Here is a 26,959-nt window from a genome sequence, read left to right on the forward strand (position 1 = left end):
GATCGTTTTTCCCGTGCTGGCCGTGTCTCCGGCCATGCTTGTCAAACGATCTTATCCAGCGCTCTCGTTTAAGTCAAACGTAATTTATATCATCTATATCAATTAGCGGAGCATGAGCACCCCGGCGAAGACGAATGCTGCGATCCACAGCGTCTCGCCCACCAGCATGGCGACCGGGCGCCAGCCAAGCTGGGCGAGCGCCTGCAGCGAGGTTTTCATCCCCAGCGCAGCGATCGCGGTGACCAGGCAGGCGCGCGAGATGGTGTTCAGCAGCGCCACCAGCGGCGGCGGAATCAAGCCATAGGTATTGGCCAGCATGATCACCACGAAACCCATCAGGAACAAGGGCAGCAGAGCCGGCACGTCGACCTCGGTGCTGCAGCCGCGCGCCTGGAATATCACGCACAGGGCCAGCACCACCGGCACAAGGCAAGCGACGCGGGTCAGCTTGACGATGGTGGCGACGTCGCCCGCGTGGTTCGATATCAGATAGCCGGCGCCGACTACCTGGGCGACATCGTGAATGGTGCCGCCGATGAAAATGCCGCCGGCGGCGCCGTCCAATCGCGCCAGGTGCACCAGCAGCGGGTAGACGATCATCGCCAGCGTCGACAGCGCCGTGACGCCGACGACGGTGAGCAGCGTGAAGCGCTCGTTTTCGCGCGTTTGCGGCAGCACCGCGGCGATAGCGAGGGCGGCCGACGCGCCGCAGATGCCGACCGCGCCGCCGGACAGGATGCCTTCGTGCAGCGGCCGGCGCAGCAGGCGCGCCAGCAGGTAGCCACAGCCGATGGTCGACAGGACCGCCGCTACCACCAGGGCGATGGTGGTGCCGCCGAGCGACGCCACCTGGGGAAAGGTGATGCGAGCGCCGAGCAGCGCCACGCCGGTGCGCAGCACGGTTTTGCTGCAAAAATCGACGCCGGGCCGGCACACCGGATCGTTGGACAGGAAGTGGAAGGCCAGTCCGATAAAGAGCGCAAACAGCAGTTGCGGGCCGCCGTAGCTGCTCGAAATGAACGATGCGGCCAGCGCGATCACCACGGCGATGACGATGCCCGGCCACAAGCGCAGCAGCGCGGCAGGCTTCCAGGCCAGCACAGAATTCATCGCAACGACCTTCGGACTCGTGGGGGGTGAGCCAAAGAATAGCATCAATTAAATATAAATGATACAGGTCATCTAGTTGAATTAAACGACGGTCGCAAGAATTCAAGCGGACGAAAAAATGCCCGGCGCCTCTTGCGGAAGCGGCCGGGCCATGCTGGCAACGTCGTTGTGTGCTTAGTCGGCTTGCTTGCGCAGGAACGCCGGAATGTCGTACGTCTCGACGCCATTGCGCTGCATTGCCTGCACCTGCTCGGACGCCTGTTCGCGGCGCCACACGGCCGGCTGCTTCATGCCGTCCATCGCGGCGTGCCCGCCCACCGATGTCGAACCCATCGTCACGCCGGCCGACGCGTGCAAGCCCGCGCTCGACGCCATCAGCGGCGCGTTGTGGGTACCGGTGCGCAGCATCGGCTGCTGCACCAGCTGCATCGCCTTCTTGCTCTTGCCCAGGCCAGTGGCGACCACCGTCACGCGGATGTCGTCGCCCATGGCGTCGTCGTACGCGATACCCTGCGCGATCGATGCATCGGGAGCGGCAAAGGCGCGCACCGCCGCCATCACTTCCTTGATCTCCTTGCCCTTCAGGCCACGGCTGGCCGTCACGTTGACCAGCACGCCGCGCGCGCCGGACAGGTCGATGCCATCCAACAGCGGCGACGCCACTGCCTGCTCGGCGGCGATGCGCGCACGGTCGACGCCCGACGCGGTCGCGGTGCCCATCATGGCCTTGCCCTGCTCGCCCATGATGGTCTTGACGTCGTTGAAGTCGACGTTGATGTGACCAGGAACGTTGATGATCTCGGCGATACCGGCCACCGCGTTATTGAGCACGTCGTCGGCATGCTTCATCCAGTCGATCATGCTTTCGTCTTCGTAGATCTCCTCGAGCTTTTCGTTGAGGATGATGATCAGCGAGTCGACGTGCTTGCTCAGCTCTTCGAGGCCTTCTTCGGCGATGTCCATGCACTTCTGGCCTTCGTACGAGAACGGCTTCGACACCACCGCCACCGTCAGCGCGCCCATCGACTTGGCGATTTCGGCCACGATCGGCGCGGCGCCGGTACCGGTGCCGCCGCCCATGCCGGCAGCGATGAACACCATGTGCGCGCCGCGCAGCGAGTCTTCGATGCGCGCGCGCGATTCCTCGGCCAGCTGGCGGCCGACCTGCGGCTTCATGCCGGCGCCCAGGCCCGACTCGCCGATCTGGATCACGTTGTGCGCCGACGATGCAGCCAATGCCTGCGCGTCGGTGTTCGCGGCGATGAACTCGACGCCGGAGACGCCCTTGTTGATCATGTGTTGAACCGCATTGCCGCCTGCGCCGCCGACGCCGACAACCTTGATGACAGTACCCAGTGCTGCGTTATCGACCATATCGAACTCCATGATGAAACTCCTAATCAAAGTGCCGTTTCCAAGCGCCAGGACTCATAGTCGTATGAAACCTGGAGATTGAAAACTGCGTTTGTAAATAAAAAATGTAAGTGTTTGTATTCTTGTTGCAACCGTCTTGCCAATCCGCCGCCGTACTTAGAAATTCCCTAAAAACCATTCCTTCATTCGCTGCCACACCGCCTTCACAGAACCGTCCTGGCGCGTCACGATGTGCCCGCGCAGATACTGCTTTTTCGCTTCCAACAACAGACCGAGCACGGTCGCGTAGCGCGGACTGCGCACCACGTCGGCCAGCTGGCCGCGGTAATCCGGCGTGCCAAGGCGCGCCGGCTTGAGGAATATGTCTTCCGCCATTTCGACCATGCCCGGCATGATCGCGCTGCCGCCGGTGAGCACGATGCCCGACGAGAGCACGCCTTCGTAGCCCGACTCGCGCACCACCTGGTGCACCATCGCGAACAGCTCCTCGACGCGCGGCTCGATGACGGCGGCCAGCGCCTGCTTCGACAGCGTGCGCGGACCGCGGTCGCCCAGGCCCGGCACTTCGAGCGTCTCGCCGGGATCGGCCAGTACCTGCTTGGCGACGCCGTAACGGATCTTGATCTCCTCCGCTTCCGAGGTCGGCGTACGCAGCGCCATCGCGACGTCGTTGGTGATCTGGTCGCCGGCGATCGGAATGACCGCCGTGTGGCGAATGGCGCCGTCCGAGAACACCGCGATGTCGGTGGTGCCGCCGCCAATGTCGATCAGGACCACGCCGAGCTCTTTTTCGTCCGGCGTGAGCACCGCATCGGCCGACGCCATCGGCTGCAAAATGAGATCGGACACTTCAAGACCGCAGCGACGCACACACTTTACGATGTTCTGCACCGCGGACACCGCACCGGTGACAATGTGCACCCGCACTTCCAACCGGATGCCGCTCATGCCGATCGGCTCGCGCACGTCTTCCTGGCTGTCGACGATGAATTCCTGCGGCACCGTGTGCAGCAGCTGCTGGTCGGTCGGGATGTTGACCGCCTTGGCCGTCTCGATCACGCGCGCCACGTCGGTCGCCGTCACTTCCTTGTCCTTGATGGCGACCATGCCGCTCGAATTGAACGAGCGGATATGGCTGCCGGCGATGCCTGCGTAGACATTGCGGATCTTGCAGTCGGCCATCAGCTCGGCTTCTTCGAGCGCGCGCTGGATCGATTCGACGGTCGCCTCGATGTTGACGACGACACCTTTCTTCAGGCCGCGCGACTCGTGCTGCCCGAGTCCGATCACCTCGTGGCGTCCGTCGGACATCACCTCGGCGACGACGGCGACCACTTTCGAGGTGCCGATATCGAGTCCGACGATCAGGTTTTTAGCGTCTTTTGTCATTTTGCTGTGGCCTAGTGCTTGCTGGTTTTGTTGGTTGTTGAAGTTGTCTTTTTCACGACGGCCTTCACAGGCTTGGTTCCATCTCTCGGCACTGCCAGCCCGGCCGCGGCCAGCGCCAGGCCGTTCGCATAGCGCATGTCGATCGTGTCGATGCCGCCCTGCACCCGGCTCTCGAGCTGCGGATAAATCCCCACCAGCCGCTGCACCCGGGTACGCAAGGTGGTGTTGTCCTGCTCGCGTCCCAGCGCCACCTGCATGCCATTGTCGAGCTTCACCGTCCACGCATAGCGGCTCGACAAACTCAGCGCCGCCGGCACCAGCTTGATCGGCGCGAACCACGCGCGCAGCTCGGCAAACCGCGCCAGCACTTCCTTCTCGCTGCCATCGGGTCCGGTGAACTCGGGCAGCGGATGGTCGTCTTCCGCCTCCGCCAGGTTCGCCGTGAACACATCGCCCTTCACCGACAGCAGCCGGCCGTCCTCGCCCCAGGTGCCGAGCGGCTCGTGCTCTTCGACCGACACGATCAGCTGGTCGGGCCACTCGCGTCGCACCGTTGCGCGCCGTACCCACGGCACCGATTCGAACGCCGTGCGCACCTGCTCCAGGTTCGCGGTGAAAAAATTCCCCTTGATCTTGCCGACCACGCCGTTGCGCAAGGTCAGTTCGCTCACCCGCTTGAGTTCAATGTCGTACATGCTGTCGACCCGCACCGTGCGCAGCGAGAACATCGGCCGCTGCGACACCCACCACACGCCCGAGGCGATGCACGCCAGTACCACCAGGGCCATCAGGCCGCTGGCGGTTGCGTTCAGGGCGCGCGCGTCTTGCCACATATGCGATTAACCCTTTTCCTTGACCAGCTTCAGGCGCGCCGTCTTGAGGATCTCGACGCACAGGTCTTCATAGCTCATGCCGACCGCGCGCGCCGACATCGGCACCAGCGAGTGGGTCGTCATGCCCGGCGACGTATTCACCTCGATCAGGAACGGCTTGTTGTCGGCCGCGCGCAGCAGCACGTCGACCCGGCCCCAGCCCTCGCAGTCGAGCGCGCGGTACGCTTCCAGCGCCAGGCGCGCCATCTCGGCCGCGGTGGCGTCGTCCAGCTTGGCCGGGCAGATGTACTGCACGTCGTCGGTAAAGTACTTGTTCTGGTAGTCGTAGTTCCCTTGCGGCGCGACGATCTCAACGACCGGCAGCGCGCGCGCTGTCTTGCCGCGGCCGAGCACCGTGACGGTGAACTCGCGGCCGGTGACGAATTCTTCGGCCAGCACGATGTCGTCGAAGCCGACGGCGACATCGTACGCCGCCTTCAGGTCGGCGCCGGCGGTGACCTTGGTGATGCCGATGGTCGAGCCTTCGTGCGGCGGCTTGACGATCAGCGGCAGGCCGAGCTCGGCCACCACCTGCGCCAGGTCGGTCGCGTCGTCGAGCGAAGCATACTTCGGCGTCGGCAGGCCTTTCATCAGCCAGATCATCTTGGTGTAGATCTTGTCCATGCCGATCGCGCAGGCCATCACGCCGCTGCCGGTGTACGGGATGCCGAGCTGCTCGAGCGCACCCTGCAGGCTGCCGTCTTCGCCGAAGCGGCCGTGCAGCGCGATGAACACGCGGTCGAATTTTTCGGCCGCCAGCTCGGCGATGCCGCGCTCGGCCGGGTCGAACGCGTGTGCGTCGACGCCGCGGCTTTTCAGCGCTGCCAGCACGCCGGTGCCTGACATGATCGAGACGTCGCGCTCGGCGGAACGGCCGCCGAACAATACGCCTACCTTGCCAAGTGCTGTTGCGTCAGTGGAGAAAATTTCGCTCACGATCAAGCCTTTGTATAAGAAGTCAGTTTGGCCGGAATGGTGCTGATCGAGCCGGCGCCCATGGTGATGACGACGTCGCCGTCGCGCACCGCACCCATGATCGTCGCCGGCATGTCGGCGATCGACTCGACAAAGATAGGTTCGAGCTTGCCGCCCACGCGCAGCGCGCGCGCCAGGGCGCGGCCGTCGGCGGCGGCGATCGGCGTCTCGCCGGCGGCGTAGACGTCGGCCAGCAGCAGCACGTCCGGCGTCGACAGCACCTTGACGAAGTCTTCGAACAGGTCGCGCGTGCGGGTGAAGCGGTGCGGCTGGAACGCCAGCAAGATGCGCCGGCCCGGATAGGCGCCGCGCGCGGCCGCCAAGGTCACTTCGGTTTCGATCGGGTGGTGGCCGAAATCGTCGACCAGCGTGAAGCTGCCGGCGCCGCCCGGAATGGCGATGTCGCCGTAACGGGTGAAGCGGCGGCCGACGCCATTGAAGCCGGCCAGGCCGCGCTGGGTGGCGCTGTCGTCGATACCGATTTCGCGCGCGATTGCGATCGCCGAGCAGGCGTTGGCGACGTTGTGCATGCCCGGCTGGTTCAGCACGAAGTCGGTGTCTTGATAGCCGTCCTGGATGACGGTGAAGTGCATCTGCAGGCCGTTGGCGCGGGCGTTGACCGCGCGCACCTGGGCCAGCGCCGAAAAGCCGTAGGTGGTGACGGGCTTGGAGATGTGCGGGATGATGGCGCGCACGTGCGGATCGTCGATGCACAGCATCGCGCGGCCATAGAACGGCAGCCGGTGGGTAAAGTGCACGAACGCCATCTTCAGCTTCTCGAAGTCGTGCTCGTACGTCTCCATGTGATCGGCGTCGATGTTGGTGATCACTTCGATCATCGGCGCCAGGTTCAGGAACGACGCGTCCGATTCGTCCGCCTCGACGACGATGTAGTCGCCGTTGCCAAGCTTGGCGTTGGCGCCGGCGCTATTGAGCTTGCCGCCGATGACGAAGGTCGGATCGAGTCCGCCTTCGGCCAGAACCGAAGCGACCAGGCTGGTGGTGGTGGTCTTGCCGTGGGTGCCGGCAATCGCGATGCCGCGCTTCAAGCGCATCAGTTCACCGAGCATGATCGCGCGCGGCACGATCGGGATCATCGCGGCGCGAGCGGCGATCACTTCCGGGTTATTGTCGTTGACGGCGGTGGAAGTGACGACGGCGTCGGCGCCTTCGACGTTCTTGGCGTCGTGGCCGAGCGTGACGATGGCGCCCAGGCTTTCGAGGCGCACGCTGGCCGCATTGCTGCCCAGGTCAGAGCCCGTCACGTTGTAGCCGAGGTTGAGCAGCACTTCGGCGATGCCGCTCATGCCGCTGCCGCCGATGCCCACGAAGTGGATGTTCTTGATCTTGTGTTTCATTTGGAGTCCGCCAATTTTTCGAGTATGTCCGCAATCGCCTCATTGGCGTCGCGCTTGCCCACCGCCTGAGCGGCTATCGCCATCTGGCGGCAGTCGTCGCGGCTGAGCGATTCGAGCAGCTGCGCCATGCGCGCTGCGTTCAATTCCTGTTGCGGCACATGGATCGCCGCCTTCTGCGTCGCCATCCACTGCGCGTTGTCGCGCTGGTGACTGGTAGTGGCCGCGACGAACGGCACCAGCACGCTGGCAACGCCGGCCGCCGTCAGTTCCGACATGGTGATGGCGCCGGCACGGCAGACCACCAGGTCCGCTTCTGCGTAGGCGGCGCCCATGTCTTCGATGAAGTCGACCACGTTCGCTTCGACGCCGGCATCGAGGTACGACTTGCGCAGCGCATCGATGTTCTTCTTGCCCGACTGGTGGGTGACGATCGCGCGCGTCGCTTGCGGCATCAAGGCCAGCGCCGCCGGCACGCTGTCGTTGAGCGCCTTGGCACCGAGGCTGCCGCCGACGACGAGGATGCGCAACGGACCATCGCGGCCGTCGAACCGCGTCTGCGGCGCTTCGACATCGAGAATCTCCTTGCGCACCGGGTTGCCGGTGACGCTGGCCTTGCCGGCGGCGCGGCCGAAGTCGGCCGGAAAGCCGAACAGCACGCGCTGCGCCAGCGGCGTCAGCGTCTTGTTCGACAACAGCAGCGCGGCGTCGGCGTTGACCAGCGCCAGCGGAATGCCGCGCAGGCGCGCCATCAGGCCGCCCGGCACCGTGACGTAGCCGCCCATGCCGAGCACCACGTCGGGCTTGCGGCGCGAGATGATGCGCAGGCAGGTGGCGAAACTGGCGGTCAGCTTGAACGCACCCGACAGCGTGTGCTGCAGGCCCTTGCCGCGCATGCCGGAAAAGTCGATGGCGTCGAGCGCGATGCCGTGCTTGGGCACGATGTCCTGCTCCATGCCGAGCGAGGTGCCGAGCCAGGTCACTTCCCAGCCGCGCGCGCGCATCGTCTGCGCGATCGCGATGCCGGGGAAGATATGGCCGCCGGTGCCGGCCGCCATGATCATCAGGCGCTTCATGGGCGGCCTCCGCGCATCAGCACACGGTTTTCGTAATCGATGCGCAGCAGGATCGCCAGGCCGACGCAGTTGATCACCACGCCAGTGCCGCCGTAGCTCATCAACGGCAGCGTCAGACCCTTGGTCGGCAGCAGGCCGAGGTTGACGCCCATGTTGATGAAGGTCTGCACGCCGAGCCAGATGCCGATGCCCTTCGCGGCCAGGCCGGCGAAGGTCTGGTCGATGGCGATTGCCTGGCGGCCGATGTCGAAGGCGCGCTTGACGAGCCAGTAGAACATCGCAATTACCACCAGCACGCCGACCAGGCCAAGTTCTTCGCCGATCACGGCGAGCAGGAAGTCGGTGTGCGCTTCGGGCAGGTAGTGCAGTTTCTCGACGCTGCCGCCGAGGCCGACGCCAAAGATCTCGCCGCGGCCAAAGGCGATCAGCGAGTGGGTCAGCTGATAGGCCTTGTTGAGCGCATTATCTTCCTGCCACGGGTCGAGGTAGGCGAACATGCGTGCGCGGCGGAACGGCGACAGCGCAATGATGGCGGTGAAGATCAGCACCAGCAGCGCGCCGATGCCGCCAAACCAGACCGCGTTGATGCCGCCGAGGAACAGGATGCCCATCGCGATGCAGACGATGACGCCAAAGGCGCCCAGGTCCGGTTCGAGCAGCAGCAAGAGGCCAACCAGGCCGATCGCGCCGGCCATCGGCAGGAAGCCCTTGGTCAGCTTGTGCATGTATTCCTGCTTGCGTACCGTGTAGTCGGCCGCGTACAGCACCGCCACCACCTTCATCAGTTCGGACGGCTGCAGCTTGATGACCTTCAGGTCCAGCCAGCGGCGCGCGCCGTTGACCGAATAGCCCAGTACCGGCATGAACACCAGCGCCAGCAGCACCAGCGTGGCGACGAACAGCCACGGCGCGAAGCGCTGCCAGGTGGCGATGCGCACGCGGAAGACGAACAGGCCGGCCAACAGGCCCACCGTGATGAAGGCCGCCTGGCGGGTCAGGAAATAGGTGTTCTTGTAGGCGGCGAACTTGGGCGAATCGGGCAGCGAGATCGAGGCCGAGTACACCATCACCATCCCGAACAGCATCAGCAGCAACGTGACCCAGACCAGCGGCTGGTCGTATTCCATCATTTTCGACGGCCGCGCGCGGCTGCTGCTGAGCGCATCAGCGGACGAACCGGCGAACTTGAATGGGAGCTGGAAGGCCATCAGAGGTCCTGGCCTTTCGACAGTGCGATGTCGCGCACCGCGTCGACGAACACCTGCGCGCGGTGGGCGTAGTTGGTGAACATGTCGAGGCTGGCGCAGGCCGGCGACAGCAGCACGGCGTCGCCCGGCTGGGCCAGTGCGCAGGCGCGCTGCACCGCGTCGGGCAGCGAGCGGCAGTCGATCAGTTCGACGCCGGACGGCTCGAGCGCGACGCGCAGCTTCGGCGCATCGCGCCCGATCAGCAGCACGCTGCGCACGTAGCGCGACGCCGGTTCGGCCAGCGGGTCGAAATCCTGGCCCTTGCCGTCGCCGCCGGCGATGAGCACGATGCGCTGCTGTTCGCCGCCGAACGCCTTGCCCAGGCCAACCAGCGCGGCGACGGTGGCGCCGACGTTGGTGCCCTTGCTGTCGTCGTAGTATTCGACGCCATCGATGGCGGTGACCAGTTCGACGCGATGCGGCTCACCCTTGTATTCGCGCAGGCCGTGCAGCAGCGTCGCCATCGGCAGGCCGATCGCGCGGCACAGCGCCAGCGCGGCGAGCGCGTTGGTGGCGTTGTGCACGCCGCGGATGTGCAGCGCGTCGGCCGGCATCAGGCGGTTGACGATGGCCTCGACCGGTTCGGCCGCTGCGTTCTTCTTGCGCTTCTTGTCACTCTCTTCGCCCGGCGTGGCCATTGCCAGCCACAGCACGCCGCGCTCTTGAACCAGGCCGAAGTCGTCGGCCTGCGCCGGCGCGCTCGCGCCAAAGGTGACCGCCGGCGCAGTAGCCGATGCCATCCGCATGACGGCGGCGTCGTCGCGATTGAGCACGCGCACGGTGTTGGCGCCGAAGATGCGCGCCTTGTCGTTGGCGTAGGCGGCCATGTCACCGTGCCAGTCGAGGTGGTCCTGGGTCAGGTTCAATACGGTGGCGGCGTCGGCATCGAGGCTGAAGGTCGAATGCAGCTGGAAGCTCGACAGCTCGAGCACCCACGCCTGTGGAAGCGCGTCGTCCCGCAGCGCTTCGCGCAGCACGTCCAGCGCGGCCGGGCTGATATTGCCGGCCAGGCGGGTGCTCAGACCGGCGCGCTGGCACAACAGGCCAGTCAGGCTGGTGACGGTGGTCTTGCCGTTGGTGCCGGTAATCGCAATGACTTTCGGCGCGTAGCCGCGTTCGAGCCTGAGTGCTGCCAGCGCCTGGGCGAACAGCTCGATCTCGCCCCACACCGGGATGCCGCGTTCGCGCGCGCTTGGCACGATGCCGCGCAATTCGCGCTGCGGTCCGAGGCCCGGGCTGAGCGTGACGAAGTCGACGCCGTCGAGCAGGGCGTCGTTGAATTCGCCGCAGACAAACTCGACGCCCTCGACCGCGGTGCGCAGCGCATGCAGGCGCTGCGGCTCGGTGCGGGTGTCGGCCACGCGCACGCGCGCGCCGCAACGGGCCAGCCATTGCGCCATCGCCAGCCCGGATTCGCCGAGGCCGAGCACGAGTGCCTGTTTGCCCGCGTAGTTCATCAGCGCAGCTTCAAGGTGGACAGGCCGACCAGGACCAGCATCATCGTGACGATCCAGAATCGCACGACAACCTTGGTCTCTTTCATGCCCAGTTGTTCGAAATGGTGGTGCAGCGGCGCCATGCGGAACACGCGCCGCCCTACCCCGTAGCGCTTCTTGGTGATCTTGAACCACGCGACCTGGATGATCACCGACAGCGTCTCGGCGACGAACACGCCGCCCATGATGAACAGGACGATCTCCTGGCGCACGATGACGGCGATGGTGCCGAGCGCGCCGCCGAGCGCCAGCGCGCCAACGTCGCCCATGAACATCTGCGCCGGGTGCGCGTTATACCAGAGGAAGGCCAGGCCGGCGCCGGCCATCGCGCCGCAGAAAATCAGCAGTTCGCCGGCGCCGGGGATGTGCGGAATGAACAGGTAGCGCGAATAGGTGGCCGAACCGGTCAGGTAGGCGAACAGGCCGAGCGCCGAGCCGACCATCACGGTCGGCATGATCGCCAGGCCATCGAGGCCGTCGGTGAAGTTGACGGCGTTGCTGGTGCCGACGATGACGCAGTAAGTGAGCGCGATGAAGCCCCACACGCCGAGCGGATAGCTGATGGTCTTGACGAACGGGACGATCAGGTCGGCCTTCGGCGGCAGGTCCATCGAGAAGCCCGACTGCACCCACGCGTAGAACAGTTCCCACACCTTGGCCGGCGTCGGCGCCGATACGGAGAACGCCAGGTACAGCGCGGCGGCCACGCCGATCAGCGACATCCAGAAGTACTTCTCGCCCGAGCGCATGCCTTCCGGATCCTTGTAGACCACCTTGCGGTAGTCGTCGGCCCAGCCGACCGCGCCGAAGCCGAGCAGGACGACCAGCACCGGCCACACAAAACGGTTGGAGAAATCGCACCACAGGAACGTGGAGATGCCGATCGAGATGATGATCAGCACACCGCCCATGGTCGGGGTGCCGTGCTTGGCCAGGTGCGACTCGGGACCATAGGTGCGCACCGCCTGGCCGACTTTCATGCGGGTCAGCCAGCGGATCACGTACGGGCCGGCGCCAAGGCCGATGACGGTCGCGGTAATCGTCGCGAACACCGCGCGGAACGTGATGAAGTTGAAAATACGCAGGGGACCGAGGTCTTGCTGAAAGAATTGTGCGAGCCAGAGCAGCATGTTAGTGGGCGTCCTTGCCAGTGTTTTTGGTTCCAAGCAGGTGTTGGACTACGCGTTCCATCTTCATGAACCGCGAGCCCTTCACCAACACAGTCGCGTCAGATTTACTGCCCAGTTCTGTATCCAGTGCTGCCAATAATTCGTCGAGCTGTTCAAAATGCCGCGCGCCGGCGGCCGTCATGTGGCGCGTCAGTTCACCTGTCACCAGCACGGCGTCGATAGCGCGGCTGGCAGCGTAGGCGCTGATCTCTTCGTGAAACTGCTGGCCCTGAGTGCCGACTTCGCCCATGTCGCCCAATACGAGCATGCGCGGGTGCGGCGCCTGCGCCAGCACGTCGATCGCGGCGCGAACCGAATCGGGGTTCGCATTGTAGCTGTCATCGATAACTGTTGCGCCGTTCGCGCTTCTATTGTGCTGCAGTCGGCCCGCCACCGGCGCGAACGCTTCGAGCCCGCGCACAATGGCTTCCTGGCCAATGCCGGCGGCCAGCGCGCAGGCGATCGCGGCGAGCGCGTTGCGCACGTTATGCAGGCCGGCAGCGGCCAGGTTGATGTCGAAATGCTGCTGTTGCTGCCCGCCGATGCGCACCGAAACCGACAGCGCGCTGCCGAAGGCCTGGACGGCGTGGGTGCAGCCGACGTCGCACTGGCCATCGAGGCCGAAGGTGATCGAGCGGCGCTGGTCGGCCAGCCGCGCCCACAGCGGCGTATAGATGTCGTCGCCCGGATAGACGGCGATGCCGTTTTTCGGCAGGCCGGCCAGCACGGCGCCGTTTTCCAGCGCCACCGCTTCGACCGTGTGCATGAATTCCTGGTGCTCGCGCTGGGCGTTGTTGACCAGGCCGACCGTCGGCGCGGCGATGGTGGTCAGGCGCGCGATCTCGCCAGGGTGGTTCATGCCCAGTTCGACGACGGCCGCCTTGTGCTCGGGCGCCAGGCGCATCAGGGTCAGCGGCACGCCGATTTCGTTATTCAGGTTGCCACGCGTGGCCAGGCGGCCGTCTTCGCCGTGCGCGGCCGCCAGGATCGCCGCGATCATTTCCTTGACCGTCGTCTTGCCGTTGCTGCCGGTGACGCCGATGACAGGAATGGTGAATTTGCTGCGCCAGAAATTGCCGACCTGGCCGAGCGCGGTGAGGGTGTTGGGCACGACGATTGCCGGCAAGGTCCAGCCGGACGGCAGCGCTTCGACGATGACGGCGGCTGCGCCCTTCTCGGCCATCTGCGGCAGGAAGTGGTGGCCGTCGAAGTGCTCGCCGCGCAGCGCGACGAACAGGGAACCGGGCGCCAGGTTGCGGCTGTCGGTGGTGACGCCGTCGAACGGGGCGTTGTGAGTCATGCGGGCGCCCGACAGCGAGGCGACCAGGTGGGCCAGCGAAGCGCGCATCAGTTAGTCCTCATCATGGTGACCCGGGCGGCCAGCGCCAGGGCGGCGTGGTCGGCATCGGAAAACGGCATCTTGCGGCCCTTGATTTCCTGGTAAGGCTCGTGGCCCTTACCGGCCAGCAGGATCACATCTGGCTTGGCGGCGTGCTTGACGGCCGACAGGATCGCCGCGGCGCGGTCTTCGATGGCCTGGAAAGTCGACTGCGGGTGCGCCGCGTCCATGCCGGCGACGATCTGGGCGATGATCGCCGACGGATCTTCGCTGCGCGGATTGTCGCTGGTGACCAGCACATGCGCGGCGATCTGGGCGATCGCGCCCATCTGCGGGCGCTTGCCCGGGTCGCGGTCGCCGCCGCAGCCAAACACGCACCACAGCTGGCCGCCGCGTTCCTGCGTCACCTGGCGCAGCGTCAGCAGCGTTTTTTCCAGCGCGTCCGGCGTGTGGGCGTAGTCGATGACGACCATCGGCGCTTCCTGGCCGCCGACCTGCTGCATGCGGCCCGGCGCCGGCGTCAGCGCTTCGATGGCGTCGACCGCGGCGCGCAGCGCCACGCCCTTGGCCATCAGCGCGCCGAACACCGCCAGCGCGTTGCTGATATTGAAGTGACCGACCAGCTGGGTCTTGACGGTGGCGCTGCCGTAGGCCGAATCGAGGTGAAAGTCGGTGCCCGAATTGCGGCTCTTGAACTGCGAGGCGCGCAGCATGGCGACGCCAAGCAGGTCCGGCTGGGCGGCGCGGTCCTGCAGCGTGTAGCCCATCAGCGGCAAGCCCGGGTTGGTCGACTGCAGGTGCGCGACCAGCCGGTGGCCGGCCGGGTCGTCCAGGTTCAGCACCGCCGCCTTCAGGCCAGGCCAATCGAACAGCTTGACCTTGGCCGCTTCGTAGCTGACCATGTCGCCGTGGTAGTCGAGGTGGTCGCGCGTGAGGTTGGTAAACAGCGCGACGTCGAAGTGCATGCCCAGCGCGCGGCCCTGTTCGAGGCCGATCGACGACACTTCGATCGCTAATGCAGTGGCGCCGGCGTCGCGCGCGGCGGCGAGTTTTTCGGCCAGCAGCACAGCGTCGGGAGTGGTGTAGCCAGTGACGTCGAATTCAGGTTCGGCGCGACCCTTGAACATGCCGACGCCGAGCGTGCCGATTACCGCGGTGGTGTGGCCAAGACGCGCCATGGCCTGGCCGATCCAGACGGCGCACGAGGTCTTGCCGTTGGTGCCGGTGACGCCGACGGTGAACATGGTGGCGTCGGGCATGCCGTGGCAGGCGTGGGCGATCGGGCCGGCGTTCTTTTTCAGGTCAGGCACGGCCAGGTGCGCGACCTGCCAGGCCGGGTCCCAGGTGAAATCGCGCTGCTCGAATACCACCGCGGCGGCGCCCTGGGCGATGGCGGCGCCGATGAACGCGCGACCGTCGCCGCCTTCGCCCGGGTAGGCGAAGAAGACGTCGCCGGCGCTTACGCGGCGCGAGTCCGACGCCAGCCTGGCGCCAGGCGCGGCGACGGCGATCCAGCTACAGACATCCTGATGGTTGATGGCAGCGGTCACATGCCCTCCTCAAGAGGATTTTCCGGAATGATGATGTCGGTGACGGTCGAATCGGGCGGTACATTGGCCGCGCGCAGCGCGCTGGTGGCCAGCGCGGCGAAGGTCGGCGCGGCTACGGCGCCGCCGGTGTGGGCGGCGGTGGTCGGCTCGTCGATCATGACGGCGATGACGAAACGCGGGTTCGACATCGGCGCGATGCCGACGAAGTTGCCGATGTACTTGGTATGCGAATAGCGGCCGTTGACCAGCTTTTGCGCGGTGCCGGTCTTGCCGCCGACGCGGTAGCCGGCCACCTGCGCCTTTGACGCGGTGCCCTCCGGGCTGACGACGCTTTCGAGCATCACGCGCATTTCGCGCGCCGTCTTGGACGAGATCACGCGCTGGCCGACCGGGTTCTCGCTCACCTTCTGGAACGACAGCGGGATGATGTCGCCGTCGCGGGCGAAGATCAGGTAGGAGCGCGCCAGCTGCAACAGCGACACCGAGATGCCGTGGCCGAACGCCATGTTGGCCTGCTCGATCGGCTTCCACGCTTTATATGGCCGCACGCGGCCGGCGACGGCGCCGGGAAAGCCGAACTTCGGCTGCTGGCCGAAACCGGACTTGGTGAACATTTCCCACATTTCCTGCGGAGGCATCGGCAGCGCGATCTTCGCCATGCCGATGTTGGACGACTTCTGGATGATCTGCGACACCGTCAGCTGCGGCTTCGGATGCGCGTCGTGAATCGTGTCGGAGCCGATCTTCATCGCGCCGGGCGTGATGAACAGGGTGTCCGGGCGAATACGATTGGTCTCGAGCGCCAGCGCCGCGGTGAACGGCTTGAGCGTGGACCCAGGCTCGAAGGTATCGGTCATGACGCGGTTGCGCAGCTGGTCGCCGGTCAGCGCCCTGCGGTCGTTCGGGTTGTAGGCCGGCCAGTTGGCCAGCGCCAGCACCTCCCCGGTATGGACGTCGAGGATCACCGCGGCGCCGGCCTTGGCCTTGAATTTTTCAACCGCTTCCTTGACGTGCGAGAAGGCGATGTACTGCAGCTTGCTGTCGACCGATAGTGCCAGGTCCTTGCCGTCGCGCGGGTCGCGCGACAGGCCGACGTCTTCGACGATGTTGCCGAGGCGGTCCTTGATGACGCGGCGGCTGCCGACGGCGCCCACCAGCGTCTTTTGCTGGGCCAGTTCCATGCTTTCCTGGCCGATGTCCTCGACGCTGGTAAAGCCCACCAGGTGGGTCATCACTTCGCCCTGCGGATAGAAGCGCTTGTATTCCGGCCGCTCGTCGAGCCCCTTGATATCGAGCTTCTTGATCTGGTCGATGACGTCCATCTCGACCTGCCGCTTGAGGTAGACGAAGGTGCGGTCGGAGTCGAGCTTCTTGCGCATCTCGGCTTCCGGCATGTCGAGCAGTTTGGCCAGCGCGCGCAGCTTTTCCGGCGGCGAGGTAAGCACGACGTCCGGAAACGCCCATACCGCCCGCACCGGCAGCGACGACGCCAGTACCTGGCCATTGCGGTCCGTGATTTTCCCGCGGGTGGCCGGCAGCTCGATGGCGCGCTCGTAGCGGCTCTTGCCCTGGCTTTGCAGGAACTGGGTCGACACCGCCTGCAGCCACAGCGCGCGCCCGGCCAGCGCGACGAACGAGGCGAACAGCACGAACAGCACGACGCGCGAACGCCAGGTCGGCAGGCGAACCGCCAGCACCGGGCTTTTCGAGAACGCCACCCCTTTCGAGGCAGCGACCCGCGAACCGTTTGCGCCATTCCCGCCGCGCTTCATTTGGCGCCTTCCGTCAGATACTGCGTGCGCGCCGGCGTGAGCGGCGTCATGTTCAAATCGGTGCGCGCGATCTGTTCGATGCGCGCGTTCTTGCCCAGCGTGGACTGGTCGAGCTGCAGCTGGGCCCAGTCGATGTCGAGCTGGCGCGCCTGCTGCTGCAAGCTCTCGAGGTCGATGAACAGGTGGCGCGCCTTGTACTGCGCGCTCACGACCGACAGCGCGCAGGCGACCAGCGCCGCCAGCAGCACCAGGTTGATCTTGGCGTTCATTGTGCGCCTTTCGACGGCAGCCGTTCGGCCACGCGCATCACCGCCGAACGGGCGCGCGGGTTGGCGTCGACTTCAGCATCGGATGGCTTGATCTTGGCGACGAGCTTCATCAGCGGTTGCGGCAGGTCGACCGCGCGGATCGGCAGGCGGCGGTCGGGCTGTGCGACCTTGGCTTTGCTGGCCAGGAACTGCTTGACGATGCGGTCTTCCAGCGAATGGAAGCTGATGACGACCATGCGCGCGCCCGGCGCGAGCATGGCATACGCCTCGGTCAGGCCTGCCGCAAGGTCTTCAAGCTCCTGATTGACGAAAATCCGGATAGCCTGAAAGGTACGGGTGGCCGGATCCTTGCCCTTTTCCCGAGTCTTGACCGCGTTTGCCACGATTGCGGCAAGCTGTCGTGTGCTTGAAATTGGTTCGACTGCCCGGCGAGCAACAATCGCCTTTGCAATCTGAAAAGCAAACCGTTCTTCCCCATAATCGCGTATCACCTTTTCCAGTTGTTGTTCGGTTTCGACGGCCAGCCATTGCGCCGCCGACACGCCGCGCGTGGTATCCATCCGCATGTCGAGCGGGCCGTCGTTGCGAAAGCTGAAGCCGCGCGCGGCGTCGTCGACCTGCGGCGAAGAAATGCCGAGGTCGAGCAGGATGCCGTCGACCTGGGTCACGCCGCGTTCGGCCAGCGCGCTGCGCATGGTGGCAAAACTGTCATGGACGATCTCGAAACGCGCATCGTCGATCTGGCCCGCGGTGGCGATCGCCTGCAGGTCCTTGTCGAAGGCGAACAGGCGGCCGTTGGCGCCCAGCTTCGACAGGATCAGGCGGCTGTGGCCGCCGCGGCCGAAGGTGCCATCCATATAGATGCCGTCGGCGCGCGCGCCGCCCAGGTTGAGCGCATCAACCGCCTCGTCGAGCAGCACCGTCCGATGCTGAAACTCGGGCACCGCCACTGGGGTCATCGCGGCGCCTTCAGAAAGAAAAATTGGAGAGCACATCGGGCATGCCGCCGGCAACGGCTTCCTGCTCGTTTTCGTGCAGCTTGACGGCGTCCCAGATCTCGAAATGGGTGCCCATGCCGATCAGCATCACGTCCCTGGCCAGGCCGACGGCGGCCCGCAGCTCGGGCGAAATGAGAATGCGGCCGGCAGAATCGATCTCGACATCGCAGGCGTTACCGAGGAAAATGCGCTGCCATGCGCGGGCCGACATCGGCCAGGCGGCGATTTGTTCGCGGTGCGATTCCCACACCGGGCGCGGGAAGAACAGCAGACAACCATTCGGATGCTTGGTGAGCGTAAGGCGGCCTTCGCACTGAACTGCGAGTGCGTCACGGTGCTTGGCGGGGATAGACATCCTGCCTTTGGCATCGAGGTTGATTGCGGACGCGCCTTGAAACACGGTGTATACCTAGCTTAGAGTTTGATGGATCGGTTTAGTTTGCGCGTCGGATCATGATTTTTTTCCCACAAAACTACACTTTTCCACACAGTTGCCCACTTTAGAGGAAGCATTCCTAGGGGTCAAGCGGTTTCCGATAGGAAAATGGTAAATTTTCCAATGAAGTCAATGACTTAGCGCGTTTCGCTGAAGTGACGTAAAGTAAAAATACGTCGATAAATTAGGCACTTATCAAAGACAGTGAATGTGGCTTCTCAGCTGTATGGACGCTTTTCTCTTCTAAAATAAATGTCCACAGTTCAATTCCCGCAACAAATGCAGGGAACTGTGCGGCATTGCGCGATCAACCCGTCCGGGGTAGGATTTGAACGCGGGCCGGCCGTTTTGACGGCCCCGGCGGACAGTGCCGCCACGTCACTTTCAGGAAGTGCGGCAAGCTGGCGGAGCGGCTGGTGCGTGGCCAGTTTGCCAACCCTGAAACGTCGCGCGCGTTTCGCGACGAGTTCATCGACGTGGAGATCGACGCCAGCCAGATCTTCTGGGTGCTGACGGCCAACAGCACCGACGGCATTGCGGCGCCGCTGCTGAACCGGATGGCGGTATACGAGGTGCCGGCGCCGACCCTGGAGCAGGCGGCGGGAATTGCGCAGCGGATCTATGCGGGGCTGCTGCGCGAGCTGCACCTGGGGAAATTCGCGCCGCAACTGAACGGCGCAGTCATCGACAGGCTGGCTGGCGTGTCGCCGCGCGACATGCGCAAGACGCTGCTCGACAGCCTGGGATATGCGGTGGCGGCGGCCCGCGACCAGGTCAAGGCGGAAGACATCCGCGTCAAGCCGGGGGCGGGCAAGGCGCGGATCGGATTCTGATCTGTGGCGCCGAATGCATATTAGATAAGCTATACTGGCGATGGGTGCTCACACGCCGTGTGCAGCAGGAAAAGCGTCGGTCGGGCCGCCACGCGAACATCCCGCGCCTCCATGAACCCTCCTGCCACCACGTCGCATCGCCAGCTATCCCTTACTTTCAAACGTTTTTTCGCGTCGAACAAGTCGAGCGGAATCGTCCTCATCGTCTGCACGCTCGTGTCGCTGCTGTTGGCCAATTCGCCATGGGGCGATACTTATCAGGCGCTGTGGCACCGGCAATTACTCGGCATGAGCGTCGAGCACTGGATCAATGATGGCCTGATGGCGATCTTCTTCCTGATGGTCGGCCTCGAACTCGAACGCGAAATGTACAACGGCGAATTATCCGACTTTCGCAACGCGCTGCTGCCGATATTCGCAGCGGTCGGCGGCATCTGCGTTCCCGCGCTGCTGCACTTCAGCCTCAACGCCGGCTCGCCGACCCAAGGCGGCATCGGCATTCCGATGGCGACCGACATCGCGTTCGCGCTCGGCGTGCTTGCCCTGCTGGGCAGCCGGGTGCCGGCATCACTCAAGATATTTTTGACCGCGCTGGCCGTCATCGACGACCTGTGCGCCATTGTCGTCATCGCGCTGTTCTATACGAACACGCTGTCGATGGTCTATCTGGCCGGCGCGCTGGCCGTGTTCGGCGTGCTCGTCTGCATGAATCGCTTCGCGCGCGTGATGGCGCTCGCCCCCTATCTCATCGGCGGCGCGCTGATGTGGGTGCTGATGCTCAAATCGGGCATCCACGCGACCATCGCCGGCGTGCTGCTGGCGTTTGCGATTCCCTTTTCGGCGCGGGAAGACGACCAGCAGTCGCCTTCGCACCGGCTCGAACACGCGCTGCATGTTCCGACCGCGTTCGTGATTCTGCCGCTGTTCGCGCTGGCCAACACCGGCATCATCATCGCGGCCGGCTGGACCGAGCAACTGGCCTCGCCGAACAGTCTCGGCATCTTCGCTGGCCTGATGCTCGGCAAGCCGATCGGCATCTTCCTGTTCAGTTTTGCCGCGGTGTCGTTCGGCGTGTGCAGGCTGCCGCTCGACCTCGGCTGGCGCCATGTGCTCGGCGCCGGGATGCTGGGCGGGATCGGGTTCACGATGTCGATCTTTATCACCAACCTGGCGTTCGCCGGTCAGGCGAGCGACATCACGGCGTCGAAGATCACGATCCTGCTGGCGTCGCTATCGGCCGGGGGGTGCGGCTTCGTGTGGCTGAAATTCTTTGGCCCGCACTTGCCGACCGATACCGATCCCGACAGCGTCGACTATGCAGTTTCGGCGTCACGCTGATCTACGATTGCGTCGTCGCCTTGCGCTGAAACCTGCACCAGGAAGTTCATTTGAAACTCCACATACAAATGCAGGATGGGTGCGGGAGCGAACAGAAGGCCGTTGATATAACTGCGATTCTGGCATCAATCCAACCACGCTGCACTCTACGAGGCTACATCATGAACGAAGACCTGCCAAGCCAGCCCGTCCCTGACCGTTCGATCTACCTTCATGAGGAAATGGAAGTCGCTTACTGGATGAAAGAGCTGGGTGTCAGCAGGGATCAACTGCGCGATGCCGTTCAGCAGGCCGGCACCGGTGCGACCGCTGTCAAGAACCTGCTCGGGTTGCATTGAGCGTTAGGTAGCCAGCAGCACACCGGGGTCTGCCCCCACAGGCACTCGGCGTCCCCGTCAGACCCCAGACCCGGACGGCGCCCAGCCGCGCGAGCGTTCCACTGCCCTCGCCCACGTCGCCATCAGTTCGCGCCGCCGATCCTCCGGCATCAGCGGCTCGAACTGCTTTTCCGCCTGCCACTGCGCCGCCACTTCTTCGCGCGACTGCCAGAATCCGATCGCCAGTCCAGCCAGCCAGGCCGCGCCCAGCGCGGTCGTTTCCGTCACTTTTGGCCGCACCACCGGCACGCCGAGCAGGTCGGCCTGGAATTGCATCAGCAAATCGTTGCGCGCGGCACCGCCGTCGGCCCGCACCTCGGTCACCGGGATCGCGGCATCTTTCTGCATCGCCATCAGCAGCTCGGCGCTCTGGTAGGCAATCGCCTCCAGCGCTGCCCGCGCCACGTGCCCACGATTGCTGCCGCGCGTCATGCCGATCAGGGTGCCGCGGGCGTACGGGTCCCAGTGCGGCGCACCGAGCCCGGCAAATGCCGGCACCAGGTAGACGCCGCCGTTGTCCGGCACGCTCAGCGCCAGCTCCTCGACGTCGCACGATTTTTCGATGATGCCCAGGCCGTCGCGCAGCCACTGCACCGTCGCCCCGCCCATGAAGACGCTGCCTTCGAGCAGGTAGTCGGTGGCGCCGTCGATGCGCCAGCCGACGGTGGCCAGCAGCCGGTTGTGCGAGGCGACCGCCTGCTGGCCGGCGTGCATCAGCATGAAGCAGCCCGTGCCGTAAGTATTCTTGACCATGCCCTGGGTGTGGCAGGCCTGGCCGAACGTGGCCGCCTGCTGGTCGCCGGCGATGCCGCAGACCGGTACCGGCGCGCCGAACAGCTCGGTGTGGGTGTGCCCCACCACTTCCGAACTGGACACAACCTGCGGCAGCACCTCGGGGGGAATATCGAACAGCGCCAGCAAGCGCGGGTCCCACGCCACGTCGTGGATGTTGAACAGCATGGTGCGCGAGGCGTTGGAGACGTCGGTGACATGGCGCCCGGTCAGCTTGAACGCGAGCCAGCTGTCGACGGTGCCGAAGGCGAGTTCGCCGCGGCGTGCGCGCTCGCGGGCGCCGGCCACGTTGTCGAGCAGCCAGGCGAGCTTGGTGGCGGAAAAGTAGGCGTCGAGTTCGAGCCCGGTGGCCTGCTGGACAAGCGCGGCGTGGCCGTCCGCGCGCAGCCGTTCGCAAGCGTCGGCGGTGCGCCGGTCCTGCCAGACGATCGCCGGCGCCACCGCTTCGCCGCTGCGGCGGTCCCACAGCAGCGTCGTTTCGCGCTGGTTGGCGATGCCGACCGCGGCCACCTGCGCGGCCGACACGCCGGCTTCGCGCAGCACCTGGCGCGCGCAGGCGAGCTGGCTGCTCCAGATGTCGTTGGCGTCGTGCTCGACCTGGCCGGGAACCGGAAAATGCTGCGGGAATTCGTGCTGGGCGCTGCCGCACAGGCGGCCATCGTGGTCGAACAGGATGGCGCGCGAACTGGTCGTGCCCTGGTCGAGGGCGAGGATGTACTGTTTCATACGCAGCTCCCCGATTGGCCCGCGGGCGCACGCGCGCCGGGGCCGGAAATATGAAGTGAAGCAGGCCGATAGGCCGGATTTTGTTACGGCCGATGCCCTTGCGAACACCCGCTATGACAGCCATTCCTCTAGGCGCAGAATTACTCCTGCGCTCAAGCTCCCTACCCGCACGCTCCGCGAGCCGCCTCAACGCGTGCCTATTTGGGATTGCTCCAGATGGAGGTTACCGCGTTTCACCGTAACTTAATACGCTCGTCTCTGTGGCCCTATTCCTCGCCTTATACCTTGCGGCTTTCGGCGGACGGCCGTTAACCGTCATCCTGCTCTATGGAGTCCGGACCTTCCTCCCGCCGACGCATTACACGCCAGCCAGCGACTGTCTGGCCTGCTTCACGGCGCCATTGTACCGCGCCACGGGCCGCGCCGGCAGAACGATCGGCGCAATGGCGGATGCGACAGCGCCTAGGCCTCCTGCGGCGGCGGCGCGGCGCGCGACACCAGCACCCGGTCGATGCGGTGATTATCCATGTCGACGACCTCGAAGCGATGGCCGTCACGGTCAAAATGGTCGGCCGGCTTGGGCACGTGGCCCAGCTCGTCGAGCACGAAGCCGGCCAGCGTCTGGTAGGCGCCGGATGCTTGATCCGGGAACGCGGTATTTGCGCCGAGCTTGTCGCGCACAAGGTGCAACGAGATGACGCCGTCCATCAGCCAGCTGCCGTCGGCGCGCTGCACCGCATCGCCGTTGCGCTCCTCGACACCCGGCGCGTCACCGACCAGTGTATTCATCAGGTCGGCCATGGTGACGATGCCGCCGACCTGGCCGTGTTCGTCGACTACCAGCGCCAGCTCGGCCCGGTGCGAGCGAAACTGTTCCAGCAAGTCCATCGCGCTGACCGAATCGGGGACGAACAGCACCGGTTTCATCGCCGCCAAATGTCGATGCCGCCAATCGAGTCGCGATGCACCGCCTGCTCCAGCAGGTCGCCGGCATGCACTACCCCGATTATATGGGAGCGGTCGCCGCGATAGATGGGCAAGCGGCGATACGGACTGCGCGCGATGTGCTGCAGGTTGCGCTTGCTGTAGTCGTCGATGTCGATCAGTTCGAGGTCGATGCCGGGCGTCATCACCCCGCTGAGGCGCTGGTCACGCAGTCCCAGGGCGCGGGTGACGATGTCGTATTCGCCTTGTTCGAGCCCGCCGGCGGCGGTGCCCTCCTTGAGCACGGCCAGCGAGAGCGCCGTGCGGGCGCCATGGCTGCCTTCGGCGGCACGCTTTTGCAGCCGCGCTCGCTTCGACGACACCAGGGCCAGCTCTGCCATGGCGAACACGCCGTTGAGCAGGATCCGTCCGAGGATGATGAATATTTCCATGGCAGACACGTCGAGCCGCTCGTCAATCGTTGACGATCGACTGCGCGCCGGTCGCGCGTTTGAGCAAAACCAACCGTGTGCATATTGCCGCCGTTGGCGGACGGCGTGCCACCGCCACCGCGTGTCACGGGTGCGCGTCGGCCGCGACTGTCCGGCCCGATCAGTTCAGAGCGACCTGGTCGGCCCGAATGGCGAAAATCTCGTCGATGATCTTGCCGATGTTAGTGCGAATCGCGCCTTCGTTGGCCAGACGGAGACGTTCGGTCCCGACGAAGGACGAATTCCATGCCGCCGTGTATGGCAGGCTGACCGTACGGTTCAGCACTTCCTTGCCGCTTGCGCGCTCCGTCAAGACGTAATTGACGGTGACGGTGACGGTCATGCTGGCGCCGACCATCGGCTGCTCGACCTTTTGCATGTGCGCCGTCAACAGGTATTTGCCCGCCTGCTTTCCGGCTGACAGCAAGCCGGCATCCTTCAGCGACCCCTCCAGCGCCTGCTCGAACTCGCTGTTGCCAACATTCGATACCCACATCGGATTGGTTTCCTTGCCGCCGGAAACATCCTCGACGGCGACGTTGTTTCGCATCGGCGTGTTTGCAACGCGCAGCGCAGGGCTGACCTGCGCCGTCATCTGATCGGTCCGGGCCGGCGCCGCACAACCGGACAACAGGGCCGCCGACAAAGTAAACAGCGATAGGAGGGAGATGGTTTTCAGGCTTTTCATGGTTTTATTGCTTGCGATCGAGGGGAAAAGCGGATGCAGATACCATTCCAGGGCATTTGCGAATAATTGCCGATTGCTGAACTGCGTCATATTCACCGCGCAGCCGGCCGTAATCGGCCTCCTGCTGCCTGGTGCCGCCCAGCGCGAATAGCGCTGGCCAGAACAGAATCACCCCTACGCCGGCAATCGCCTTGTCGTTCGATGCGGCGGTGTCAAGCCGCCCGCCAAGCTGCACGACGCGGGTTTGAATGCGCTGCGACTCGCTGGCGAGCTGGTCACAATCATAGGACTGGTATTGCATCGGCGAAGTGTAGGTCGGCGAAATATCCTTCGACGCCGTAGCGCATCCAGACAACACGAGACTGGCCGATACGGCGGCAATCGCTATTCTCTTCATGGTCTTCCCTTTATTAACGTCCTTGTTGTGGAGAGTCGGCATTCTATTGCCACAAGGACTTTAGTTCTTATTGGCAAGATTTGTCAATAAATATTATTTACCACTTGTTAACACGCGTCGCTGTGTGCCGCGCACCACACTTCCGCCCGGCCATTTTTGAAATTTGGTGTCGCCATTTCAAAAGCCACCTAGAAACGGCTCGCATAGAATGGCTGCCATACGCCCCAGTTCGCCTGGCGCTGATAACCACATAGGCAGACATGACCCACCCATCCCGCACCGGCGGCCAGATCCTGGTCGACGCACTCAAGATTCACGGCGTCGACACCGCCTTCGGCGTGCCTGGCGAGAGCTTTCTCGACGTCCTCGACGCGCTGCACGACTCGAGCATCCGCTTCATCATCAACCGCCAGGAAGGCGGCGCCGCGTTCATGGCCGAGGCCTACGGCAAGATGACCGGGCGGCCGGGCATCTGCTTCGTTACCCGCGGGCCGGGCGCCACCAACGCCTCGATCGGCGTGCACACCGCCTACCAGGACTCGACGCCGATGATCCTGTTCATCGGCCAGGTCGGCCTCGACTTCATGGACCGCGAAGCGTTCCAGGAGATCGACTACCGCCGCATGTACGGCCAGATGGCCAAGTGGGTGGCGCAGATCGACCGCGCCGACCGCATCCCCGAATACATCGCGCGCGCCTTCCAGGTCGCCACCAGCGGCCGCCCGGGCCCGGTGGTGCTGGCGCTGCCCGAAGACATGCTGGTGGCGCTGGCCGCCGTCGCCGACACCCGCTCCTATCAGCCGGTGCAGGCGTCGCCGTCCGCCGCCCAGATCGACAGCTTGCGCACGCTGCTCGCAGCGGCGAAAAATCCGCTGCTGCTGCTCGGCGGCGGCACCTGGAATGCCCAGGCCTGCGCCGACGTGCAGCGCTTCGCCGAAGCGAACGCGCTGCCGGTGGCATGCGCATTCCGCTTCCAGGATTTGCTCGACAACGCGCACCCGAACTACGTCGGCGACGTCGGCATCGGCATCAATCCGACGCTGGCCGCGCGCGTGAAGAACGCCGACCTGCTGATCGCCTTCGGCCCGCGCCTGGGCGAAATGACCACCAGCGGCTACTCGCTGCTGGCGTCGCCGACACCGACCCAGCAGCTGGTGCACATCCACCCGGACGCCGAGGAACTGGGCAGCGTGTACCAGGCCGACCTGATGATCGTCAGCGGCGCGCCGCAGGCAGCGGCGATGCTGGCGGCGATGGCGCCGGTGGCCGCCGATGCGTGGCGCCACACGGTGGCCGAGGCGAAAGCCGAACTGGCGGCGTACCAGCAGCAGCCGCCGATTTTCCAGCACGGCAGCGCCCCGCTCGACCTGTGGCAGCTGGTGCAGGAGTTGATGGCGGCAGCGCCGAAGGACACCATCATCACCAACGGCGCCGGCAACTACGCGACGTGGGCGCACCGCTTCTACCGCTACGGCGCGATGCGCACGCAGCTCGCGCCCACCAGCGGCGCGATGGGCTACGGCGTGCCGGCCGGGATCGCGGCCAAGATCATCGATCCGCAGCGCACCGTGGTTACCTTCGCCGGCGACGGCGAGTACATGATGAACGGCCAGGAGCTGGCCACCGCGGTGCAGTACAAGGCGGGCGTGGTCATCATCGTCTTTAACAACAGCATGTTCGGCACCATCCGCATGCACCAGGAGCGCGACTATCCGGGCCGGGTGTCCGGCACCACGCTCTCCAATCCGGATTTCGCCGCGCTGGCGAAGGCGTATGGCGCGCACGGCGAAGTGGTGGCGCGCACCGAGGAGTTCGGCCCGGCGCTGGCGCGCGCGCTGGAACACACGCGCACGCAGAAGCTGCCGGCGCTGATCGAACTGCGCTACGACGGCAACCTGATCACGCCGAATGCGACGCTCGAGACGATCCGCGCCAACGCCGAACGAGCGAAGGCGGCCAGCTAGGC

Annotated in this window: 25 protein-coding genes and 1 other RNA gene; 4 read left to right on the forward strand and 22 right to left on the reverse strand. The window is 65.0% G+C overall.

The genetic code is table 11. From position 1 onward, the window contains the following. Positions 1-102: 102 nt before the first annotated feature. The 16 genes from ACP7DD_RS03845 to mraZ all read right to left on the reverse strand — a co-directional run bounded on the left by ACP7DD_RS03845 (position 103) and on the right by mraZ (position 18,391). On the reverse strand, positions 103-1,110 hold the full coding sequence (locus ACP7DD_RS03845; RefSeq protein ID WP_426173387.1) for a YeiH family protein: 1,008 nt from the start codon (positions 1,108-1,110) through the stop codon (positions 103-105). Positions 1,111-1,284: 174 nt separating this feature from the next. Beyond that, positions 1,285-2,496 (reverse strand): cell division protein FtsZ, encoded by a 1,212-nt coding sequence (gene ftsZ, locus ACP7DD_RS03850; protein WP_099788127.1) that lies wholly within the window; start codon positions 2,494-2,496, stop codon positions 1,285-1,287. A 144-nt stretch (positions 2,497-2,640) separates the two neighbouring features. Next, positions 2,641-3,873 carry a cell division protein FtsA gene (gene ftsA, locus ACP7DD_RS03855; RefSeq protein WP_426173388.1) on the reverse strand — a complete coding sequence of 411 codons (1,233 nt, stop codon included), beginning with the start codon at positions 3,871-3,873 and terminating at the stop codon, positions 2,641-2,643. Between the two features lie 11 nt (positions 3,874-3,884). Then, a complete protein-coding gene (locus ACP7DD_RS03860) occupies positions 3,885-4,706 on the reverse strand; it encodes a cell division protein FtsQ/DivIB (protein ID WP_426173389.1) in 822 nt (273 codons plus the stop codon). A 6-nt stretch (positions 4,707-4,712) separates the two neighbouring features. After that, a complete protein-coding gene (locus ACP7DD_RS03865) occupies positions 4,713-5,681 on the reverse strand; it encodes a D-alanine--D-alanine ligase (protein WP_426173390.1) in 969 nt (322 codons plus the stop codon). A gap of 2 nt (positions 5,682-5,683) precedes the next feature. Next, a complete protein-coding gene (murC, locus tag ACP7DD_RS03870) occupies positions 5,684-7,078 on the reverse strand; it encodes a UDP-N-acetylmuramate--L-alanine ligase (protein WP_426173391.1) in 1,395 nt (464 codons plus the stop codon). Continuing rightward, positions 7,075-8,151, reverse strand: a complete 1,077-nt coding sequence (gene murG, locus ACP7DD_RS03875; RefSeq protein WP_426173392.1) for an undecaprenyldiphospho-muramoylpentapeptide beta-N-acetylglucosaminyltransferase — start codon at positions 8,149-8,151, stop codon at positions 7,075-7,077. Before murG ends, murC begins: the two co-directional genes overlap by 4 nt. Then, a complete protein-coding gene (gene ftsW, locus ACP7DD_RS03880; protein WP_426173393.1) occupies positions 8,148-9,359 on the reverse strand; it encodes a putative lipid II flippase FtsW in 1,212 nt (403 codons plus the stop codon). The genes murG and ftsW overlap by 4 nt, the downstream gene beginning before the upstream one ends. Next, entirely contained in the window at positions 9,359-10,855 is a 1,497-nt protein-coding gene (gene murD, locus ACP7DD_RS03885) for a UDP-N-acetylmuramoyl-L-alanine--D-glutamate ligase (protein WP_426173394.1), read from the reverse strand. Before murD ends, ftsW begins: the two co-directional genes overlap by 1 nt. Next, positions 10,855-12,024: a phospho-N-acetylmuramoyl-pentapeptide-transferase gene (mraY, locus tag ACP7DD_RS03890; RefSeq protein ID WP_426173395.1), complete on the reverse strand. Its 1,170-nt coding sequence runs from the start codon at positions 12,022-12,024 to the stop codon at positions 10,855-10,857. Before mraY ends, murD begins: the two co-directional genes overlap by 1 nt. A gap of 1 nt (position 12,025) precedes the next feature. Then, positions 12,026-13,411, reverse strand: coding sequence for a UDP-N-acetylmuramoyl-tripeptide--D-alanyl-D-alanine ligase (locus ACP7DD_RS03895; protein ID WP_426173396.1), 1,386 nt, complete (start codon positions 13,409-13,411; stop codon positions 12,026-12,028). Further along, positions 13,411-14,952 carry a UDP-N-acetylmuramoyl-L-alanyl-D-glutamate--2,6-diaminopimelate ligase gene (locus ACP7DD_RS03900; protein ID WP_426173397.1) on the reverse strand — a complete coding sequence of 514 codons (1,542 nt, stop codon included), beginning with the start codon at positions 14,950-14,952 and terminating at the stop codon, positions 13,411-13,413. The genes ACP7DD_RS03895 and ACP7DD_RS03900 overlap by 1 nt, the downstream gene beginning before the upstream one ends. Further along, a complete protein-coding gene (locus ACP7DD_RS03905) occupies positions 14,949-16,724 on the reverse strand; it encodes a peptidoglycan D,D-transpeptidase FtsI family protein (protein ID WP_426173398.1) in 1,776 nt (591 codons plus the stop codon). Before ACP7DD_RS03905 ends, ACP7DD_RS03900 begins: the two co-directional genes overlap by 4 nt. Next, positions 16,721-16,993 carry a cell division protein FtsL gene (gene ftsL / locus ACP7DD_RS03910; protein ID WP_426173399.1) on the reverse strand — a complete coding sequence of 91 codons (273 nt, stop codon included), beginning with the start codon at positions 16,991-16,993 and terminating at the stop codon, positions 16,721-16,723. The genes ACP7DD_RS03905 and ftsL overlap by 4 nt, the downstream gene beginning before the upstream one ends. Further along, positions 16,990-17,952: a 16S rRNA (cytosine(1402)-N(4))-methyltransferase RsmH gene (gene rsmH / locus ACP7DD_RS03915; RefSeq protein ID WP_426173400.1), complete on the reverse strand. Its 963-nt coding sequence runs from the start codon at positions 17,950-17,952 to the stop codon at positions 16,990-16,992. The genes ftsL and rsmH overlap by 4 nt, the downstream gene beginning before the upstream one ends. Before the next feature lie 10 nt (positions 17,953-17,962). Further along, complete coding sequence (gene mraZ / locus ACP7DD_RS03920; RefSeq protein WP_426173401.1) at positions 17,963-18,391, reverse strand: division/cell wall cluster transcriptional repressor MraZ; 429 nt, start codon at positions 18,389-18,391, stop codon at positions 17,963-17,965. 452 nt (positions 18,392-18,843) lie between these two features. On the opposite strand from mraZ, the gene ACP7DD_RS03925 reads away from it, so the two are divergent. The 3 genes from ACP7DD_RS03925 to ACP7DD_RS03935 all read left to right on the forward strand — a co-directional run bounded on the left by ACP7DD_RS03925 (position 18,844) and on the right by ACP7DD_RS03935 (position 20,936). Continuing rightward, complete coding sequence (locus ACP7DD_RS03925) at positions 18,844-19,260, forward strand: hypothetical protein (RefSeq protein WP_426173402.1); 417 nt, start codon at positions 18,844-18,846, stop codon at positions 19,258-19,260. A gap of 111 nt (positions 19,261-19,371) precedes the next feature. Continuing rightward, positions 19,372-20,598, forward strand: a complete 1,227-nt coding sequence (gene nhaA, locus ACP7DD_RS03930; RefSeq protein WP_426173403.1) for a Na+/H+ antiporter NhaA — start codon at positions 19,372-19,374, stop codon at positions 20,596-20,598. A 161-nt stretch (positions 20,599-20,759) separates the two neighbouring features. Next, a complete protein-coding gene (locus ACP7DD_RS03935; protein ID WP_426173404.1) occupies positions 20,760-20,936 on the forward strand; it encodes a DUF3606 domain-containing protein in 177 nt (58 codons plus the stop codon). A gap of 57 nt (positions 20,937-20,993) precedes the next feature. Here the strand turns inward: ACP7DD_RS03935 and glpK are convergent, their stop codons facing one another. From glpK to ACP7DD_RS03965, 6 genes are all read right to left on the reverse strand, one after another. Then, on the reverse strand, positions 20,994-22,493 hold the full coding sequence (gene glpK, locus ACP7DD_RS03940; protein ID WP_426173405.1) for a glycerol kinase GlpK: 1,500 nt from the start codon (positions 22,491-22,493) through the stop codon (positions 20,994-20,996). Positions 22,494-22,546: 53 nt separating this feature from the next. Then, positions 22,547-22,885: RNase P RNA component class A (gene rnpB / locus ACP7DD_RS03945), an RNA gene on the reverse strand. Between the two features lie 70 nt (positions 22,886-22,955). Then, the gene (locus tag ACP7DD_RS03950) at positions 22,956-23,420 is read right to left on the reverse strand and encodes a transporter associated domain-containing protein (protein WP_426173406.1); all 465 of its coding nucleotides are present in this window, start codon (positions 23,418-23,420) and stop codon (positions 22,956-22,958) included. Beyond that, entirely contained in the window at positions 23,417-23,869 is a 453-nt protein-coding gene (locus tag ACP7DD_RS03955; RefSeq protein WP_426173407.1) for a CNNM domain-containing protein, read from the reverse strand. Before ACP7DD_RS03955 ends, ACP7DD_RS03950 begins: the two co-directional genes overlap by 4 nt. 160 nt (positions 23,870-24,029) lie before the next feature. Beyond that, complete coding sequence (locus tag ACP7DD_RS03960) at positions 24,030-24,686, reverse strand: hypothetical protein (RefSeq protein WP_426173408.1); 657 nt, start codon at positions 24,684-24,686, stop codon at positions 24,030-24,032. Next, positions 24,601-24,993, reverse strand: a complete 393-nt coding sequence (locus ACP7DD_RS03965) for a hypothetical protein (protein ID WP_426173409.1) — start codon at positions 24,991-24,993, stop codon at positions 24,601-24,603. Before ACP7DD_RS03965 ends, ACP7DD_RS03960 begins: the two co-directional genes overlap by 86 nt. Positions 24,994-25,253: 260 nt before the next feature. Here ACP7DD_RS03965 and ACP7DD_RS03970 point away from each other — a divergent pair, with 260 nt between their 5' ends. Beyond that, positions 25,254-26,957, forward strand: coding sequence for a thiamine pyrophosphate-binding protein (locus tag ACP7DD_RS03970; RefSeq protein WP_426173410.1), 1,704 nt, complete (start codon positions 25,254-25,256; stop codon positions 26,955-26,957). Positions 26,958-26,959 lie beyond the last annotated feature (2 nt).

The organism is Massilia sp. TWR1-2-2 (assembly GCF_049897565.1).
In the GTDB taxonomy this organism is placed as follows: Bacteria; Pseudomonadota; Gammaproteobacteria; order Burkholderiales; family Burkholderiaceae_D; genus JAFCUW01.

What these genes read in the sequence shown, in the direction of transcription:
- ACP7DD_RS03845 (WP_426173387.1), bottom strand. Translation starts at nt 1,110, where the DNA reads ATGAATTCTGTGCTGGCCTGGAAGCCTGCCGCGCTGCTGCGCTTGTGG.
- ftsZ (WP_099788127.1), bottom strand. Translation starts at nt 2,496, where the DNA reads ATGGAGTTCGATATGGTCGATAACGCAGCACTGGGTACTGTCATCAAG.
- ftsA (WP_426173388.1), bottom strand. Translation starts at nt 3,873, where the DNA reads ATGACAAAAGACGCTAAAAACCTGATCGTCGGACTCGATATCGGCACC.
- ACP7DD_RS03860 (WP_426173389.1), bottom strand. Translation starts at nt 4,706, where the DNA reads ATGTGGCAAGACGCGCGCGCCCTGAACGCAACCGCCAGCGGCCTGATG.
- murC (WP_426173391.1), bottom strand. Translation starts at nt 7,078, where the DNA reads ATGAAACACAAGATCAAGAACATCCACTTCGTGGGCATCGGCGGCAGC.
- murG (WP_426173392.1), bottom strand. Translation starts at nt 8,151, where the DNA reads ATGAAGCGCCTGATGATCATGGCGGCCGGCACCGGCGGCCATATCTTC.
- ftsW (WP_426173393.1), bottom strand. Translation starts at nt 9,359, where the DNA reads ATGGCCTTCCAGCTCCCATTCAAGTTCGCCGGTTCGTCCGCTGATGCG.
- murD (WP_426173394.1), bottom strand. Translation starts at nt 10,855, where the DNA reads ATGAACTACGCGGGCAAACAGGCACTCGTGCTCGGCCTCGGCGAATCC.
- mraY (WP_426173395.1), bottom strand. Translation starts at nt 12,024, where the DNA reads ATGCTGCTCTGGCTCGCACAATTCTTTCAGCAAGACCTCGGTCCCCTG.
- ACP7DD_RS03895 (WP_426173396.1), bottom strand. Translation starts at nt 13,411, where the DNA reads ATGCGCGCTTCGCTGGCCCACCTGGTCGCCTCGCTGTCGGGCGCCCGC.
- ACP7DD_RS03905 (WP_426173398.1), bottom strand. Translation starts at nt 16,724, where the DNA reads ATGAAGCGCGGCGGGAATGGCGCAAACGGTTCGCGGGTCGCTGCCTCG.
- ftsL (WP_426173399.1), bottom strand. Translation starts at nt 16,993, where the DNA reads ATGAACGCCAAGATCAACCTGGTGCTGCTGGCGGCGCTGGTCGCCTGC.
- rsmH (WP_426173400.1), bottom strand. Translation starts at nt 17,952, where the DNA reads ATGACCCCAGTGGCGGTGCCCGAGTTTCAGCATCGGACGGTGCTGCTC.
- nhaA (WP_426173403.1), top strand. Translation starts at nt 19,372, where the DNA reads ATGAACCCTCCTGCCACCACGTCGCATCGCCAGCTATCCCTTACTTTC.
- ACP7DD_RS03935 (WP_426173404.1), top strand. Translation starts at nt 20,760, where the DNA reads ATGAACGAAGACCTGCCAAGCCAGCCCGTCCCTGACCGTTCGATCTAC.
- glpK (WP_426173405.1), bottom strand. Translation starts at nt 22,493, where the DNA reads ATGAAACAGTACATCCTCGCCCTCGACCAGGGCACGACCAGTTCGCGC.
- ACP7DD_RS03950 (WP_426173406.1), bottom strand. Translation starts at nt 23,420, where the DNA reads ATGAAACCGGTGCTGTTCGTCCCCGATTCGGTCAGCGCGATGGACTTG.
- ACP7DD_RS03955 (WP_426173407.1), bottom strand. Translation starts at nt 23,869, where the DNA reads ATGGAAATATTCATCATCCTCGGACGGATCCTGCTCAACGGCGTGTTC.
- ACP7DD_RS03960 (WP_426173408.1), bottom strand. Translation starts at nt 24,686, where the DNA reads ATGACGCAGTTCAGCAATCGGCAATTATTCGCAAATGCCCTGGAATGG.
- ACP7DD_RS03965 (WP_426173409.1), bottom strand. Translation starts at nt 24,993, where the DNA reads ATGAAGAGAATAGCGATTGCCGCCGTATCGGCCAGTCTCGTGTTGTCT.
- ACP7DD_RS03970 (WP_426173410.1), top strand. Translation starts at nt 25,254, where the DNA reads ATGACCCACCCATCCCGCACCGGCGGCCAGATCCTGGTCGACGCACTC.